We start from the raw sequence: 16,957 nt of genomic DNA, 5'->3' as shown, positions 1-16,957 counted from the left end.
GCGCTGGGGTTGGGGCAAACAACTTAACGTTGCTGCCGGGCCTGATCTGCGCAAGCAAGAAAGGTTTCTATCATCTGGCTGCCCTTGCGTTCGGCCAGGCAATACAGGTACGTCTCGGTGTGTATTGGCTCGCCTTCAATGCGGATCGCCTTGAGCTGTGGATCGCCAATGTATTCCGCCGCTGAAACCACGCCAAGTCCGATTCCTCTCACAACGGCCTCGCGCAAGGCTTCGCGGCTGCCTATCTCCATCACCATGCGCGGTGTGACGTGGCGTTCAGCCAACACCTTTTCGAACGCCAGGCGGGTCGTGGAGCCCTGTTCGCGATACAGCATGGGTTGTCCTTGCAGTTCTTCAAGACGAACCCTGTCGCGCTGGGCCAAGGCATGTGTGTGATGGGCGAACAGTATGATCGGATGACGCGCATAGAGCATGCTATGAAATGCCGGAGAGTCATGAAGTCCGGCCAGCACGCCTATTTCGATCACATAGTTCTCAAGGTCAGCCAACACCGAGGCCGAGTTACCGATACGGATCGACAGATCGATCTGCGGGTAATCGCGTCGATAGGCATCGACCATCTCGATTACATGGAAGGGCCCCACGGCGCCCAGGCGCAATTGCCCACGGGTGAGGGCGCCTGAGTCGCGGAGTAAGCCGTCGGCTTCCGACTCCAGACTGATCAGTTGCTGGGCGATTGGCAGCAGTTGGCGACCGACACTGGACAGCTCAGCGCGACGACCACGGCGATGGAACAGTTCGAGATTATGCTGGCGCTCCAGCGCTTGGACCTGGGTGGTGATGGTGGGTTGGCTCAGACCGAGGGCGCGGGCGCCAGCGCTGAAGCTGCCGTGTCGCGCGACGGCCAGAAAGGCGCGCAGCTTGCTGTTCGACATCCATAGATCCTTTCAATACTTTTCGACGTAAATGCATATTGAATCGATCGTATGACCGTCACATTACAGGCATAGGGTAACTGGCATTCCCACAACAACTGCTGGAAATGCCATGACTACTCTTCGCAACCTGTTTTGTGCCTGCAGCGTTTTATTGCCACTGCTTGCCAGCCCATATGCCTCGGCCGAGTCGGCTTTGCGCATCGGCTTGATTCCTTCCGAGGACTCGCAATCAATGGTCGAAAGCAGCCAACAAGTCCTCGACCAGCTCGAGGCTGGCCTGGGCATGCCGGTGAAGCCTTTTGTGGCGACTGATTACAACGGTGTGATCGAGGCCTTGCGCTCGAAAAAACTGGATGTTGCCTACCTTGGACCGTTCTCTTACGTGCTCGCCAACAAAATGGCCGATGCCGAGGCTTTCGCCGTGGCAGTGACCAAAAAGACCGGCACCAGCGCTTATCACAGCGTGATTATCACGCGCCGTGACAGTGGTATTAAAAACTTGGCAGACCTCAAGGATCATACCTTTGCCTTCGTTGATCCGAGCTCAACCTCCGGCCACCTGTTCCCCAAGGCCGGTATTGAGCAGGCGGGCTACCAGCCTGAAAAACTGTTTTCGCGGGTGATGTTCTCCGGTTCCCATGACGCCAGCATCCTGGCTGTGGTGAACCGCAAGGTCGACGCAGCGGTGGTGGCTGACCGTATTCTCGCGTCGGCGATCAGCCAGGGGCAGATCAAGCAAGACGATATCCAGATTGTCTGGAGCTCGCCGGATATTCCGGAGTCGCCGATGGTCTGGCGCAAGGATTTGGACCCGGCCCTGAAACAGAAACTGGCCAAGGCGCTGGCCCAGGTCAAGGACGTGCCATGGGGGGATCAAGGTGTGCTCAATGGCTTCCAGCCGACCACCGATGCGGCCTACGATGTGGTCCGCGATACCGCCAAGGTGCTCGATCTCGACCTGAGTAAGATGAAGTGATCAGGGTCAGCCGATTGACCAAGCACTACGGTGGAAACCAAGTGCTGCGCGGCATTGATCTGCACATCGGGGCTGGTGAGTTTGTGGTTGTGCTCGGCCAGTCCGGTGCAGGTAAATCGACCTTCTTGCGTTGCATGAACCGTCTGGCCAAGGCCGATGGCGGTGAGCTGCAGGTGGCCGGTATCAATGCCTTGCTGGCCCGTGATGAGCGGGCGCTGCGCTGCCAGGTGGCGATGATCTTCCAGCACCATAATGTGGTGCCGCGTTTGTCGGTATTGAAGAACGTGCTGACCGGACGGCTTGCTTCGGTGTCGACCTTGGCCTCGGTGTTGCAACTGTTCAGCCGGGCCGACGTCGAGCTGGCCCGCCAGTGCCTGCTCCGGGTGGGGCTGGCGCACAAGGCCGATGAGCGAACGGACTCACTGTCCGGTGGGCAGATGCAGCGCGTGGGCATCGCCCGGGCGCTGGCTCAGCAACCCAAGGTGATCCTGGCCGATGAGCCGGTGGCCAGTCTTGACCCGAAGACCGCGCGCCTAGTCATGCAATACCTGCACGATGCCAGCCGCGAGCTGGGGATTACCGTGGTGTGCAACCTGCATCAAGTGGAGTTCGCCCGTGAGTTCGCTGATCGCATCGTCGGTTTGGCCCATGGTCGGCTGGTCTACGACGGCGATGCCAGCGGCCTTGATGAGGCGACCTTGCAGCGCATCTATCCAGACGCAGAATCCACTGAAGATGAATCCGCCGCGGCCTATGCGCCGCAGCTGCACTATGCCAATGGACTGGGAGGCTGACATGGGGACGCACGAATATCGCTGGCTGGTGAATACGCCTGAAAGCCTGCGTGGCTGGGCTGTCAGTGGCTCCTTGGTGTTGGCCATCATGGCGCTGCTGCACTGGAGTGCCGGAGGCGCGGAGCTCAGTTGGGGTGAATTGGCGGCGGGTTTGCCGCAGATTGGTGATTTCCTCAGCCGTTCGGTGCCGCCTGATCTGGACATCTTGCCGAAGTTGCTCGCCCCGGCACTTGAGACTGTGCAGATTGCTATCTGGGGCACCTTGCTCGGCATCCTCTTCGCGGTGCCGCTGGCATTCCTTGCTGCACGCAACCTGCACAGTAATCGTTGGCTGTATCAGGGCACCCGCCAGATGCTCAACGTGATTCGTAGCATCAATGAATTGATTCTCGCGCTGGTGTTTGTCTCGGCGGTCGGCCTTGGTCCCTTTCCGGGCGTGCTGGCTTTGGCTGTACACGGCGTTGGCATGCTCGGAAAGTTCTTTGCCGACAGTATTGAGGAAATTGACCAGGGACCACTCGAAGCCCTGCGCGCCACGGGAGCCAGGCCCTTGCAGGTGATTGTGTTTGGGGTGTTGCCGCAGGTGATTACCGCCTGGATTGCGGTGATTCTTTATCGGTTCGAGGTCAACCTGCGCTCTGCGACCGTGTTGGGAATGGTCGGCGCCGGTGGCTTGGGTTTCGAGCTGGTGAGTAGCCTCAAGCTGTTCAAATACCAGGAAACCGCAACCTGCATCATCGTCATTACCGTGATGGTAATTGCCGCAGACATGCTTTCTGGTCGCCTGCGCAAGGCCATTCAGAGCGGTGGCAGGCATTAAGTGAAATCGTCAGTTTTGGTTTGTCCGCTTAGTGCCTTGGATCAAAGGTTCTGGGCCTGGGTACGTTGCCAACCACTATGCCAACATTTTTAAACAGCTATCAAGGGACGCTACATGCCTGCCCAATTTCATAATCCGGTTGCCACTTATTTTGGCGCTGGCAGCCTGAACCAGATCGCTGACCTGACTGAAGGCCAGAACGTTGCTCTGGTGACTTTCTCAGAAGCACGTCGCCTGGGCCTGGTCGACAAAATTCAGGCTTTGCTAGGTGATCGACTGATTCATGTGGTCGAAGACGTCCAGCCAAATCCTGATGTTGCCCAACTGCGCGCCAGCTATGAGCAGTTCTGGCAGCAGGCGGCAGGTTGTGAAGTCGTATTGGCCGTTGGTGGTGGTAGCGCCATCGATACTGCAAAGGCGCTGATTGTCGGCACCGGGTCTGGTCAGTTCGATGAACTGCTGGCGCTGTTGGCAACTGGCAAAGCCTTTACTCCGCCGCGCCACAAAAAACTCATAGCGGTTCCGACCACCGCCGGTACCGGTAGCGAAGTAACGCCTTGGGCAACCATCTGGGACTCGCAGCAGCAGAAGAAGTATTCACTGCATTTGCAGTGCACCTGGCCAACCGCAGCGATCATTGACCCAGACTTGATGCATACAGTCCCGGCTGCTGTGACCGTCTCGACTGGGCTGGATGCGCTGTCTCACGCCTTGGAGTCGATCTGGAATGTAAACGCCAACCCGATTTCCGACACCTTCGCTATCTCCGCCATCGAGGACATTCTCGACTGTCTTCCCCAGCTGCAGCAAAACCTGACGAGCAGTGAACTGCGCTCGCGCATGGCCTTGGCTGCGCTGAAAGCAGGGCTGGCCTTTTCCAACACCAAGACGGCCTTGGCGCATTCCATTTCCTACGAGATGACCCTGCGCCACGGCTTGCCTCACGGTATCGCCTGCTCATTCACCCTGCCGTATGTCCTGGGCCTGGCCTGGGGCAAGGATGCGGGACGGGACCAGACGCTGCAGCGCGTTTTCGGTACTGATCTGGGGCGAGCCCAGGCGCAACTGCGCGCGTTCCTCCATCGTCTGGACGTGAAAACCGAGTTTGCCGATTACGGCGTGACCGAAGGCGAGGCGCAGCAAATGATTTTCTCCGCCATGCAAGGCGCGCGCGGCAAGAACTTCATCGGTTCAGAGGCGGCATGACCGTGCCTTCGCTGGATGCTGGTCGCACAGTTAATGCCGCGTTGGATCTAGGTTGGATTGGTTTAGCGTTTCAGGATCAGGACGAGCAATACAGATTCAGCCGGACGCACTTGGATTTCAACTGGATTGCCGAAAGGCATTCATGAATGTCGATTTCAAACCTCATCCAGCTCCTGCGTCTGCGGAGTTGGTGCACCTCACTCTGCAAATGGAGAAAACCATGAACTACCAGCAACCAACCTGTCTGCAAGCCGCGATTCTTGATTGGGCCGGTACCGTCGTCGACTTTGGCTCCTTTGCACCTACGCAGATCTTCGTCGAAGCCTTTGCCGAATTCGGTGTAGAGGTTTCCCTGGAGGAAGCGCGCGGCCCGATGGGCATGGGCAAGTGGGATCACATCCGTACGCTGTGTAACGATCCGCAGATTGCCGAGCGCTACCGCGCTGCATTTGGTCGCACGCCGACGGACGCTGATGTCACCGCCATATACGAGCGTTTTATGCCGCTGCAAATCGAAAAGATTGCCGACCACTCGGCGTTGATTCCTGGCGCGCTCGACGCCATCGCCGCATTGCGCGACAAAGGTTTGAAGATCGGAACCTGTTCAGGTTACCCGGCGTTAGTCATGGCGCGGGTGGTTGGGTTGGCGCGTGCTAACGGCTATGTGCCGGATCATGTGGTTGCAACCGATGAGGTGCCTAACGGCCGACCGCATCCTGCGCAGTCGCTGGCCAACGTCATCGCCCTGGGCATCAGTGATGTTGCTGCCTGCGTAAAAATTGACGACACCTGGCCGGGCATTCTCGAAGGCCGTAGCGCGGGGATGTGGACGGTTGCGCTGACTTGCTCGGGCAATGCCCTGGGCCTGACCTATGAGCAGTTCAAGGCATTGCCGGAGGACAAACTCAAGCAGGAGCGCGCACGTATCGGCCAGATGTTCGAAGGTTCGCGGCCGCACTATTTGATCGACACCATCGCTGAGTTGCCTGCGGTAATCGATGAGATCAACGCTCGGCTGGCTCGTGGCGAGACGCCGCAAAACAGCTGACGCGAGCTTGGGCTTTTGCTAGCGGGCAAGCCTGCAAGACGTCCACAAAGCACAACACCGGCGCAGGGCCGGTGTTGTGTTGTCCAGGGTGATGCAGTTAGAAGCGGTATTTGGCCGACGCGGTGAAGCTGCGTGGTGCACCGTAAGTCAGGGCGCCGTAGGCATCGAAAATATCGAAGTACTTTTCATCGGTAATGTTGTCGGCATTCAATTGGGCCGACAGGTTCTCGGTGAACTCGTAACGCGCCATCAGGTTGACCAGTGCATAGGCATCCTGCTCGATCTTCTCGGAGTTGCCCGCCGGGTTAGTGGCATAGGTGTAGATGCTGTCCTGCCAGTTAACGCCGCCGCCAATGGTCAACTTGTTGAGCATGCCGGGCAGGCGATAAGTGGTGAAGGTACGCAACAGCTTGGTCGGATACAGGGTGTTGACGTCGTTGTCATCGGCATCCTCAGCGGTGAACTGGGTGTAGCCAATCGAGGCATTCCAGTCCGTGGCTAGCTCGCCTGATACTTCAATTTCAAAGCCTTTGCTGGTCGCGCCCTCACTGGCTTCATAAGCGTAACCGCCAATCGGGTTGGTCGGGTCGATCAACTGGCCGGTGCTCTGGCCGAGGTTGTCCTGCTTGATCTGGAACACCGCTGCGGAGGCGTTCAAGCGGCCATTGTAGAACTCGCCTTTGAGGCCCAGTTCGCTGCTCTCGCCGACGATAGGCTCCAACTGCTGGCCGTTACGGTCGCGAACCGACTGCGGCAGGAAGATCTCCGTGTAGCTGGCGTAGGCCGACAGGTTTTGATTGAGGTCGTAGACGATGCCCGCGTAAGGCGTCAGTTCGTGGTCCACATCGACCTTGCTGACTTCCGAGTAGATGTCATCGCTGGTCTGCTCGTACCAGCTGTCGCGACCGCCCAGAATCAATTTCAGGTCGTCGGTCAGGTTTAGGCGTGTTGCCGCATACAAACCCTTTTGCCGGGTTTCGCTGTAGCCATAGTCGCTGCGCGGTGCCCAGACGGGTTCTGGGAAATCACCGTTGTAGGCGTCGAAGTTTGGTACCCCGCCAAAGCCGGTTTGGGCAACCAGTGCGTCGGCATCGAACTCTTGTTTACTGTCGATGTAGCCAAAGGCCAGGTCGTGCTTGCGACCCAATAGCGAGAATGGGCCATCGAAGCGGATGCTGTAGTCGTCCTGGGTTGTCTCGGTTTTATAGGTCGCCGGGAACGAGGACATTGGGCTGCTGCCGTTGCGGCCCGGGTTGCCGGAGAGGTAGAGCAGGGCGGAGTCGCCACTGCGCTCGCCACGGTTGTAGCTGAGGTTGACCTTCCAATCGTTGGCGAAGGTGTGGTCAAGATTGACGAAATAGGTCTTGTAGGTCGTGTCCCACTTGCTCCAACCCGCAGAGGTCGATTTCGAACGGCTCCAGTTGGTGCGGCTGCCATCGGCGTACCAGACGGGCAGGCCACCCCACATTGGCGAGTCTTCGCTGTTGTCCTGGTTGCTAAGGCCGAACCACAAGGTGGTATCTGGCGTCAGGTCGATGTCCATAGTGCCGTAGACCGTTTCACTGCGCTTCGAGTTACCGTCGATCCAAGTGTCGCCATCGGTGACTTCGCCAACCAGGCGTGCGCGGATGGTGCCAGCCTCATTAAGCGCCGTGGATACATCGGCTTCGGTGCCAAAGGTATCCCATGTACCTGCGCTGAATTTGACCGAGCCTTTAAGGTCGCGACTGCTGGCGCGTTTGCGCACCAGGTTGATGGAGGCTGAAGGGTCGCCTGCTCCGGTCATCAAGCCGTTGGCTCCACGTACGATTTCAACGCGGTCATACATGGCCAGGCTGCTGAAAATCTCGCCCGAGCTCCACGGCTGCTCATAAATGGTGGGTACGCCGTCGATCATCAGCGAGTTGAGTTCAAAACCGCGGGCGTTGAACTGGGCCCGGCTGGTTTCGTAGCGGTTGACTGAGACACCGGTGGCGTTGTTGACCACATCAAGGATGGTTTCCAGATCTTGGTCTTCAATGCGCTGCTGGGTGACGACGCTGACCGACTGCGGCGTCTCGCGCAGGGACATGCTCAACGGCGTGGCGGTGCGTGCAGCTTCTGTGGTGTAGGAGTGAGTATCTTCAGTGACCGCGCTCGGTTCGGCGGCGCCAGTGATTTCCATCGGCTTCAGGGTTACAGCACTCGTGGCCTCGGTAGACTCAGTTTGCTCCGCTGCCATGATTGATGGCGCCACAAAGGCTGTACCCGCTGCAAGCATATGCACCGCAAGGGCCAAGGGACGGATTGCTAACGATGAGCGCTGGGCAAATAGAGTGTGTGAACGCAGGGGAGGATTGGCGGACATGGAGGACTCTGCTGTATTTATAGTATTAATGCGAATCACTATCATACGCAGTCAAAGTGGTTTCTGGAACTATCGTATTGAAGTTTATTTTTGTTTTGCCAGGGGAAGGGCGCGGTAATCGCCATGTGCATCTATTTGCAGGCTTGCACGATGTCTTTGGGTGACGGTGTTTATCGGCAAGTAGGGGCGTCGGCCCTAATGCAAAACTTCGCTTACAAGAGATCGATTGATGAATCGACTCCGCGAATCGCTTGAATTTGACGGCTGCACAGCCCTGGTGGGCCACTTGCGGCTGCTAGCGGATGGCGCGGCGCTGCTTTTTTACCCGATACATCTCGCCATCTGCATGGCTAAGCAAGGTGTCGGCATCCTCGCCATCTGCGGGGTAGCAGGCCACGCCGATGCTGCAGGAGGGCATGTTTATTGCGCCAAAGTCAGCGTCCAGCGGCTCTGCCATGAGCGCGAGAATCTGTTCGACCTTCGCTGTAACGGCGTCTTCGGATTGAATGTCAGTCAATAGCACTGTGAATTCATCACCGCCCATGCGCGCGACAGTGTCCGTCTCACGAACGCAGCTTTTCAGGCGCTGCGCAATCAAGCGCAACACGCGATCACCTGCGGCGTGGCCATGAACATCGTTGATGCCCTTGAAGTCATTGATATCTATAAACAATATGGCCAGTGAGTTCTGGTGGCGGCGGGCTCCGCGCAGGGCTGAGTCCAGGCGTTCGCTGAACAGCGAACGGTTGGCCAATTCGGTTAGGGGGTCGTGGTGGGCCAAGAAGTGTAATTCCGACTCTGCCTGCCACAGGGCGGTAACATCCCGTGCAACGCCAATTCTTGCGCCCACGTCCTCGGACCAGAAGGCTGCCCAGAGAATGTGCACGACGCCTCCATCCTTGCGGATGTAACGGTTGCGGAAATCGATGTGAGGCTTGCCATTCATGACGCGGACAATCGAGGCTTGGGTGATAGCCAAGTCATCAGGGTGCATATAGTTGGTGATTGCAGTGCCAGTCAGTTCATTGGCGCGATAGCCGAGCAGGGTTTCACAGGCATCGCTGACAAATACAATCTGGTTGTCCTTGTCGACCACGAACACAGTGTCCAGCATCAGGTGGATCAGTTTGGGATAGAGTGCTTGCAGGTCAACGGCCATGGTTCAGGGAAGTCCGCTTTATGTCGTTCAATCATAACTCGAATGCGCAGCGAGGCGCAGCGGGGAATAAAGGCGTTTAGCCATCAATGTGTGGTTCACCTTCCCTGTAGAGCGGTGTTTAAAGGCGTGTCAGCTTAATGAGTTGATGTGAAAGCAAATATCTCAAGCAGCACTGGCAATGGGTTGGGGTTTTATCGCCGGTGGTTAAGTCAACCAGGCTGCTTGCGCGGTGGTCGTGAGTTTTCAATCCCGGCAATAGCCCTCGCCTGGCTTCACAATCAAGCAGTTGTGCTTGTCCGCCAGCCATTTCAATCCTGTGGCTTGGCCGTCTCCTGCGCGCAGTAACTGCGGACCATCCTGGCGATTGAAGGCGATGCCACCTGCTGTTGCCTGGCCTTTGTAGGTGCCACTTTGTTCGGCATCGAGGCCATATTGCATCTTCAGCACATAGTGTCCGGGGCCTGCCGATGTGTCCTTGCTCAACGTTAAATTGAGGCCTTCGACGCCTATCCATTTGCCGACCCATTGATCGGTAGCCGCTACAAGGGATGCGGCAGGCGTTGAGCGCTTGGTGTCGTCAGCGCAGGCACTGAGCAGAATGCCTAAACTGAGTATCAAGGCTGTTTTGAGCATGGGCCGTTCTCCAGCGAGGTAAAGAGGGGGCTGATGCGCCATTGTCTTGGCTATTGGTTACAAAGCCACCATGTTAGAGGAGATGCTTGTGGAGTCGTTCAGCGCAGGTTGCCTATGCGGCAATGTTCGAGTCGTCGCCGTGGGGCCGCCATATCGAGTGGGTATTTGCCATTGCCTGGATTGCCGCAAGCATCACGGTGCGCTGTTTCACGCGTCGGCGATATTTCCTGAGCGGGCAGTCACCATCACTGGCGAGACGAGCGAATACCAGAGTCGGTATTTCTGTCCACGTTGTGGCTCATCGGTCTTTTCTCGCAGCGATGACGAAGTCGAGCTGAATCTGGGCTCGCTGGATGAGCCTGACCAATTGCGGCCAACTTACGAGTTATGGATGCTAAGGCGCGAGTCTTGGCTGCCGCCGTTTCCATTGGCACGCCGCTACCTGCGTGATCGTGATGGAGAAGGGCGTTTTGAATAGACGCAAGTATGACTCAGAGCAGATGGGCAAAAGCCAGAGTGGCTGAGTGATGGTTGTGGGGCAGAGTTCTGCGGAAACAACCCAGCTCAGAAGTTGCAAACCAGGCTGAATTTTCATCAATAAGCGTTGTGCAAAGTAGCTACGCCAACTTTATGCCAGGCATAAAAAAAGGCCTTGATAATCAAGGCCTTTCTTCGAGTTTATGGTGCCCCGGGGGAGACTCGAACTCCCACTTCTTTCGAAAACGGATTTTGAATCCGCCGCGTCTACCGATTCCGCCACCGGGGCACAATGGCGGCGAAGTATAGGGACGAGTTTCGAGTTGGTCAATGCTCTTTCGTGGTCATTTTTAATAATTTCCGCTAAACTTTGCCGCCCTGCTAGATGACCCTTCTGTCATGCGTGTTGCCGATTTTCATTTTGATCTACCTGAAGCCCTGATTGCTCGTCATCCACTGACTGAGCGGCGTGCCAGTCGCCTGCTCACTGTTGATGGGCCGAGTGGTGCGCTGGGCCATCGTCAATTCAGCGACCTGCTTGAGTTTCTGCGCCCAGGCGACCTGATGGTGTTTAACAACACGCGGGTGATTCCTGCGCGCTTGTTTGGCCAGAAGGCTTCAGGCGGCAAACTTGAGATCCTGGTTGAGCGCGTGCTCGATACACACCGCGTGCTGGCCCATGTGCGTTCAAGTAAGTCGCCAAAACCCGGTTCGAAAATTTTGCTTGAAGGCGGTGGTGAGGCCGAGATGGTCGTGCGTCACGACGCCTTGTTCGAGTTGCGATTTGCAGAGGAAGTGTTGCCGCTGCTTGAGCGTGTCGGCCATATGCCGCTGCCGCCTTATATTGATCGTCCTGATGATGAAGCCGATCGCGAGCGTTACCAGACCGTCTATGCGCAGCGCGCAGGGGCGGTAGCGGCGCCAACAGCGGGGCTGCATTTCGACCAGGCGCTGATGGCGGCCATCGCTGAAAAAGGTGTTGAGTCTGCATTTGTCACGCTGCATGTCGGTGCGGGTACCTTCCAGCCCGTGCGTGTCGAGCGTATTGAAGAGCACCACATGCACAGCGAGTGGCTTGAGGTCGGTCAGGATGTGGTTGATGCCGTGGCTGCCTGTCGTGCTCGCGGTGGTCGAGTGATCGCCGTGGGCACCACCAGCGTGCGTTCGCTGGAAACAGCTGCACGTGATGGCGAACTCAAGCCCTTCAGTGGCGATACCGATATTTTTATCTACCCCGGCAGGCCATTTCATGTGGTCGATGCCTTGGTAACCAATTTTCACCTGCCTGAGTCGACCTTGCTGATGCTGGTGTCGGCGTTTGCGGGTTATCCGGAAACCATGGCGGCTTATAAAAGTGCTGTCGCCGAGGGTTACCGCTTCTTTAGTTATGGTGATGCGATGTTTATCACCCGTAATCCCGCGGCGCGCGGGCCTGAGGATCACGTATGACGCTTACTTGCCGTATGTCTTTTGAGTTGTTGGCGACCGATGGCAAAGCGCGCCGCGGGCGCCTGACCTTTCCGCGCGGCGTGGTGGAAACCCCGGCATTCATGCCGGTCGGCACTTACGGCACGGTCAAGGGCATGCTGCCCCGTGATATCGAGGCGATTGGCGCGCAGATGATCCTGGGTAACACCTTCCACCTGTGGCTGCGCCCGGGTACCCAGGTCATCAAGGAGCACGGCGACCTGCATGACTTTATGCAGTGGAAAGGTCCGATCCTTACTGATTCCGGTGGCTTCCAGGTCTTCAGCTTGGGCGCCATGCGCAAAATCAAGGAGGAGGGTGTAACCTTTGCTTCTCCGGTTGATGGCGCCAAGGTGTTCATGGGGCCGGAAGAGTCGATGCAGGTTCAGCGCGACTTGGGTTCCGATGTTGTGATGATTTTCGACGAGTGTACGCCGTATCCGGCCGAGTTCGATGTCGCCAAGACGTCGATGGAGTTGTCGCTGCGTTGGGCCAAGCGTTCAAAAGTCGCTCATGGTGATAACACTGCAGCGCTGTTCGGTATTGTCCAGGGCGGCATGTATCAAGAGTTGCGCCAGCGCTCGCTCGACGGCCTCAATGAAATTGGCTTTGATGGCTTGGCGATCGGTGGTCTATCGGTTGGCGAGCCGAAAGAAGAAATGATCAAGGTACTCGACTACCTGCCAGGCCTGATGCCAGCTGAAAAACCGCGTTACCTGATGGGTGTAGGCAAGCCCGAGGATTTGGTTGAAGGTGTGCGCCGTGGCGTGGATATGTTCGACTGTGTGATGCCAACCCGTAACGCTCGCAATGGCCATCTGTTTATCGATACCGGTGTGTTGAAGATCCGAAATGCGGTGCATCGCCACGATGATTCGCCTTTGGATGCCAACTGCGATTGCTACACCTGCCAGAATTTCTCCCGTGCTTATCTGCATCATTTGGACAAGTGTGGCGAAATGCTGGGCAGTATGCTGAATACAATCCACAACTTACGTCACTATCAGCGCTTGATGGCTGGTTTGCGCGGTGCTATCCAACAGGGTACATTGGCCGCCTTTGTCGATAGCTTCTACAGCCAGCGTGGTTTGCCAACGCCGCCGCTGGACTAAAACCGAGTTTGTTTAAAAACTATTTCAACAGGAGTGATACATGAGCTTTTTTATCCCTGCGGCATTCGCAGACGCTGCGGCACCTGCTGCCGGCCCAGCTGGTAGCGGTTTTGAGTGGGTATTTCTGGTTGGTTTCCTGGTCATCTTCTACCTGATGATCTGGCGTCCACAGTCCAAGCGCGCCAAAGAGCACAAAAACCTGCTCGGCAGCCTGCAGAAGGGTGATGAGGTTGTCACCACTGGTGGTATCGCTGGCAAGGTCAACAAAGTTAGCGATGACTTTGTGGTGATCGAAGTTTCGGACACCGTTGAGCTGAAAATTCAGAAGGTTGCCATTGCTGCGACCTTGCCTAAAGGCACTCTGAAAGCCATCTAAGTTTCAACCTTTACCATTCGACGGGGCGCTAAATGCGCCCCGCGTTACAACGGGCGGCGTCATGCTCAATAAATTTCCAGTTTGGAAGTACCTGCTGATTGTGGCCGTGTTGGCCGTCGGCTTTCTCTACTCTGCACCTAACCTGTACCCGGATGATCCGGCGATTCAGATTAGTGGCAACAGCACCGCTACACGCATCGAACAGGCTGATCTTGATCGTGCAGACCGTGCATTGAAAGAAGCTGGTATTGAGGTCAAGGGCCTCAGTGTTGCTGACCAGGGCAAGGCAGGTTTGCTGCGCTTGGTTAAGAAGGAAGACCAGCTTCCTGCAAAAGACATCGTGCGCAAGGCGCTCGGTGAAGATTTCGTGGTTGCGCTGAACCTAGCGCAAACAACGCCTGACTGGCTACGTAGTGTCGGTGCGACGCCGATGAAGCTGGGTCTCGACCTTTCCGGTGGTGTGCACTTCCTGCTTGAAGTGGACATGGAGAAAGCGCTGGATGCACGACGCAAGGTTTACGAGGGCGAAGTAAAAACCCTGCTACGTAAAGAGCGTGTGCGTTATCGCAGCTTGCCAGAGCAGGCCGGTGCAATTCAGCTGGGTTTCGCTGATGAAGACACGCTTGAAAAAGCCCGAAGCCTGGTGCGCAAGGATTTCACTGATTTTGACTTGACCACCACTGAGCGTAACGGCATGCAAGTGCTGCGTTTGACGCTGACCAAGGCCAAGATTGCTGAAATTCGTGAATACTCGATCAAGCAAAACCTGACCACCGTACGCAACCGGGTAAACGAGCTGGGTGTGGCTGAGCCGCTGGTTCAGCGCCAGGGTGCCAACCGTATCGTGGTTGAGCTGCCGGGTGTGCAGGATACGGCTGAAGCCAAGCGTATTCTGGGTAAGACTGCCAACCTTGAGTTCCGTCTTGAGGCGGCTGTCGATGCATCAAAGGCATCGACCGAGTCCTTTGAGTTCCGCGAGCCGGGTCGTCCGCCGGTTGATCTTGAGCGTGAGCTGATCATCACCGGTGATCAGGTAACTGACGCACAGGCCAGCTTTGATGAAAACGGCAGCCCGCAAGTGAATATCCGTCTGGATAACCACGGTGGTGACCTGATGAGCCGCGCAACGCGCAGCAACGTCGGGCGCAGCATGGCGGTGATCTTCATCGAGCAAAAGCCGATCACCAAGTTCGTGCGCAAGATGGTTGATGGCGTGGAGCAAGAAGTTGCCGTGCCAAGCTTCGCCGAAGAGAAGAAAATCATCAGCTTGGCAACCATTCAGTCGCCGCTGGGCAGCCAGTTCCGCATCACCGGCCTGAACGGCCAGGGTGAATCGTCTGAGTTGGCCCTGTTGCTGCGTGCTGGTGGCTTGGCTGCGCCAATGTACTTCGCTGAAGAACGCACCATCGGTCCTAGCCTGGGTGCGGATAACATCGCCAAAGGTGTCGATGCGGCGCTGTGGGGCATGCTGTTCGTATCGCTGTTCATCATCGCGATCTACCGTTTCTTTGGTGTCTTGGCGACTATCGCGCTGGGCTTCAACATGATCCTGCTGCTGGCGTTGATGTCGTTGCTCAGTGCAACGCTGACCTTGCCAGGTATCGCCGGTATCGTATTGACCATGGGTATGGCGGTTGACGCCAACGTGCTGATCTTCTCGCGTATTCGTGAAGAGATCGCCAACGGCATGTCCATTCCGCGGGCAATCCATGAAGGTTTCGACCGCGCGTTCTCGGCGATCATCGATGCCAACCTGACGACACTGTTGGTCGGGGGTATTCTGTTCGCAATGGGGACCGGACCGGTCAAGGGCTTTGCGGTAACGCTGTCGCTTGGCATCCTGACGTCTATGTTCACCGCTATCTGGGTGACTCGCGCCATGGTCAACCTGATTTTTGGCGGGCGTGACTTCAAGAAGTTGTGGATTTAAGGGGCTGACATGAATCGTACAATCAACTTCATGGGGGCGCGGAACCTCGCGTTTGCTGTGACTGTGTTCCTGACGCTTCTGGCGTTGGGCAGCTGGGCGGTAAAGGGCCTGAACTTTGGCCTGGACTTTACTGGTGGTACCCAGATCGAGCTGAGCTACGAGCAGCCTGCGGTGTTGGAGCAGGTGCGTGAGAAGCTGCAGTCCGCCGGCTTTACTGATGCTGTGGTGCAAAGCTTTGGTGCCACGACTGATGTGGTCGTGCGCATGCAGGGTGATGATCCAGACTTGGGTAACAAGGTTGCTAGTGCATTACGCGCGACGGGCGATCAACTTGAGGTCAAGAAGGTTGAGTTCGTTGGCCCGCAAGTGGGTGAAGAACTGCGTGACCAAGGCGGTATCGGCATGTTGCTGGCTTTGGGTGGTGTGCTGCTGTACTTGGCCTTCCGTTTCCAGTGGAAGTTCGCGGTCGGTGCCATCGTCTCGCTGGTCCATGACGTGATCGTGACCCTGGGCATTCTGTCGTTTTTCCAGGTGACCTTTGACCTGACCACGCTGGCGGCCGTTCTGGCTATCATCGGTTACTCTCTCAACGACACTATCGTGGTGTTTGACCGGGTGCGTGAGAACTTCCGGGTGCTGCGTAAGGCGACCTTGATTGAAAACATCAACATCTCGACTACGCAAACCCTGTTGCGGACCTTGGCTACCTCGATCTCAACGTTGCTGGCGATTGGTGCGCTGTTGATCTTTGCGGGCGACAATCTGTTCTCGTTCTCGATTGCGCTGTTTATCGGTGTTTTTGCCGGTACTTACTCATCGGTTTACATCGCCAACGTGGTACTGATCTGGCTGAACCTTAACGTCGACGACCTGATTCCACCGGTTGTTGCGGAAGAGGTTGACGAGCGCCCTTAAGCATTGGGGCTAGCAGTCGCTCATCAGGCCCTCGCAGGTTTTGAACTTGCGAGGGCTTTTTGTTGTCTGAGGGTCAGATAAGGCGAGATTCGCCAGATAGAGAAGGTCAGGAGTCAATAATGAATAAGTCATTGCTTGTAGGTGCGGTATTAGGTGCGGTGGGCGTAACTGCTGGCGGTGCTGTTGCGACTTACAGCTTGGTCGGTGGTTCGGACTACGCAGATGTGCTGGCTGTGGAGCCCATCAATGAAACCATCAAGACCCCGCGTCAGGAGTGTCGCGATGTGACTGTTACGCGTCAGCGTCCTGTGCAGGATGAGCATAAGATCGCCGGTACGGCCATTGGTGCCGTGGTTGGCGGTTTGCTGGGTAACCAGATCGGTGGTGGCAATGGTAAGAAAATCGCAACTGCAGCAGGTGCTATTGGTGGCGGTTATGCCGGCAACAAGGTGCAGGGCAATATGCAGGCGAACGATACCTACACCACGACTGAAAACCGTTGCAAGACAGTTACTGACACCAGCGAGAAGCTGGTGGGTTACAACGTGAAATACGAACTCGATGGCAAGGTTAGCCAGGTGCGTATGTCAGAAGATCCGGGCAGCCGTATTCCGGTTAAAGACGGCAAGCTGGTGCTCTCCGAAGCGCAGTAATCCCGTTATACAAAAAAGCGCCCTGATTGGGCGCTTTTTTGTGGGCGATGTTTAAGTGAAGGGGTTGTGCAGGGTGAGGCAACGCGAAGCTTGTCCACCATGGTTCATCCAAATATAGGCCGCTGCTAATGGTGGCAGAAAAGGC

General features: G+C 56.6%; 16 protein-coding genes and 1 tRNA gene. 12 read left to right on the top strand and 5 right to left on the bottom strand.

What is annotated here, in order from left to right; genetic code table 11:
- Positions 1-23: 23 nt before the first annotated feature.
- A complete protein-coding gene (locus AACY26_RS13330; RefSeq protein WP_339514772.1) occupies positions 24-896 on the bottom strand; it encodes a LysR substrate-binding domain-containing protein in 873 nt (290 codons plus the stop codon).
- A 112-nt stretch (positions 897-1,008) separates the two neighbouring features.
- Between AACY26_RS13330 and phnD the strand changes: the two genes are divergently transcribed.
- The 5 genes from phnD (at position 1,009) to phnX (ending at position 5,743) form a co-directional block, all read left to right on the top strand.
- On the top strand, positions 1,009-1,875 hold the full coding sequence (gene phnD / locus AACY26_RS13325) for a phosphonate ABC transporter substrate-binding protein (protein ID WP_339514771.1): 867 nt from the start codon (positions 1,009-1,011) through the stop codon (positions 1,873-1,875).
- The gene (gene phnC, locus AACY26_RS13320) at positions 1,872-2,669 is read left to right on the top strand and encodes a phosphonate ABC transporter ATP-binding protein (protein WP_339514770.1); all 798 of its coding nucleotides are present in this window, start codon (positions 1,872-1,874) and stop codon (positions 2,667-2,669) included. The genes phnD and phnC overlap by 4 nt, the downstream gene beginning before the upstream one ends.
- A 1-nt stretch (position 2,670) precedes the next feature.
- Entirely contained in the window at positions 2,671-3,489 is an 819-nt protein-coding gene (gene phnE / locus AACY26_RS13315; protein ID WP_339514768.1) for a phosphonate ABC transporter, permease protein PhnE, read from the top strand.
- Positions 3,490-3,603: 114 nt separating this feature from the next.
- Positions 3,604-4,695, top strand: coding sequence for an iron-containing alcohol dehydrogenase PsrA (gene psrA / locus AACY26_RS13310; RefSeq protein ID WP_339514766.1), 1,092 nt, complete (start codon positions 3,604-3,606; stop codon positions 4,693-4,695).
- Positions 4,696-4,915: 220 nt separating this feature from the next.
- Positions 4,916-5,743, top strand: a complete 828-nt coding sequence (phnX, locus tag AACY26_RS13305; RefSeq protein WP_339514764.1) for a phosphonoacetaldehyde hydrolase — start codon at positions 4,916-4,918, stop codon at positions 5,741-5,743.
- Between the two features lie 97 nt (positions 5,744-5,840).
- Here phnX and AACY26_RS13300 read toward each other — a convergent pair whose 3' ends face one another.
- From AACY26_RS13300 to AACY26_RS13290, 3 genes are all read right to left on the bottom strand, one after another.
- On the bottom strand, positions 5,841-8,090 hold the full coding sequence (locus AACY26_RS13300; protein ID WP_339514762.1) for a TonB-dependent siderophore receptor: 2,250 nt from the start codon (positions 8,088-8,090) through the stop codon (positions 5,841-5,843).
- Between the two features lie 295 nt (positions 8,091-8,385).
- The gene (locus AACY26_RS13295) at positions 8,386-9,249 is read right to left on the bottom strand and encodes a sensor domain-containing diguanylate cyclase (RefSeq protein WP_339514760.1); all 864 of its coding nucleotides are present in this window, start codon (positions 9,247-9,249) and stop codon (positions 8,386-8,388) included.
- A 243-nt stretch (positions 9,250-9,492) separates the two neighbouring features.
- Positions 9,493-9,882 (bottom strand): hypothetical protein, encoded by a 390-nt coding sequence (locus AACY26_RS13290; protein WP_339514758.1) that lies wholly within the window; start codon positions 9,880-9,882, stop codon positions 9,493-9,495.
- Positions 9,883-9,964: 82 nt separating this feature from the next.
- Between AACY26_RS13290 and AACY26_RS13285 the strand changes: the two genes are divergently transcribed.
- The gene (locus AACY26_RS13285) at positions 9,965-10,360 is read left to right on the top strand and encodes a GFA family protein (protein ID WP_445261307.1); all 396 of its coding nucleotides are present in this window, start codon (positions 9,965-9,967) and stop codon (positions 10,358-10,360) included.
- 203 nt (positions 10,361-10,563) lie between these two features.
- Here the strand turns inward: AACY26_RS13285 and AACY26_RS13280 are convergent.
- Positions 10,564-10,648: transfer RNA gene (locus AACY26_RS13280), tRNA-Leu, on the bottom strand.
- Between the two features lie 110 nt (positions 10,649-10,758).
- On the opposite strand from AACY26_RS13280, the gene queA reads away from it, so the two are divergent.
- The 6 genes from queA (at position 10,759) to AACY26_RS13250 (ending at position 16,812) form a co-directional block, all read left to right on the top strand.
- Entirely contained in the window at positions 10,759-11,808 is a 1,050-nt protein-coding gene (queA, locus tag AACY26_RS13275; RefSeq protein WP_339514754.1) for a tRNA preQ1(34) S-adenosylmethionine ribosyltransferase-isomerase QueA, read from the top strand.
- Between the two features lie 14 nt (positions 11,809-11,822).
- Positions 11,823-12,938, top strand: coding sequence for a tRNA guanosine(34) transglycosylase Tgt (tgt, locus tag AACY26_RS13270; RefSeq protein ID WP_339515142.1), 1,116 nt, complete (start codon positions 11,823-11,825; stop codon positions 12,936-12,938).
- A gap of 40 nt (positions 12,939-12,978) precedes the next feature.
- Complete coding sequence (gene yajC / locus AACY26_RS13265) at positions 12,979-13,314, top strand: preprotein translocase subunit YajC (RefSeq protein ID WP_339514752.1); 336 nt, start codon at positions 12,979-12,981, stop codon at positions 13,312-13,314.
- Between the two features lie 61 nt (positions 13,315-13,375).
- Complete coding sequence (secD, locus tag AACY26_RS13260; RefSeq protein WP_339514750.1) at positions 13,376-15,244, top strand: protein translocase subunit SecD; 1,869 nt, start codon at positions 13,376-13,378, stop codon at positions 15,242-15,244.
- A 9-nt stretch (positions 15,245-15,253) separates the two neighbouring features.
- Positions 15,254-16,159 (top strand): protein translocase subunit SecF, encoded by a 906-nt coding sequence (gene secF, locus AACY26_RS13255; protein ID WP_339514748.1) that lies wholly within the window; start codon positions 15,254-15,256, stop codon positions 16,157-16,159.
- A 119-nt stretch (positions 16,160-16,278) separates the two neighbouring features.
- Entirely contained in the window at positions 16,279-16,812 is a 534-nt protein-coding gene (locus tag AACY26_RS13250) for a glycine zipper 2TM domain-containing protein (RefSeq protein WP_339514746.1), read from the top strand.
- The last annotated feature ends 145 nt before the right edge of the window (positions 16,813-16,957 follow it).

Source organism: Pseudomonas sp. RL_15y_Pfl2_60, from assembly GCF_963970595.1.
In the GTDB taxonomy this organism is placed as follows: domain Bacteria; phylum Pseudomonadota; class Gammaproteobacteria; order Pseudomonadales; family Pseudomonadaceae; genus Aquipseudomonas.
Note: the sequence above shows the minus strand (reverse complement) of the source record. Positions and strands in the feature narration are given on the sequence as shown.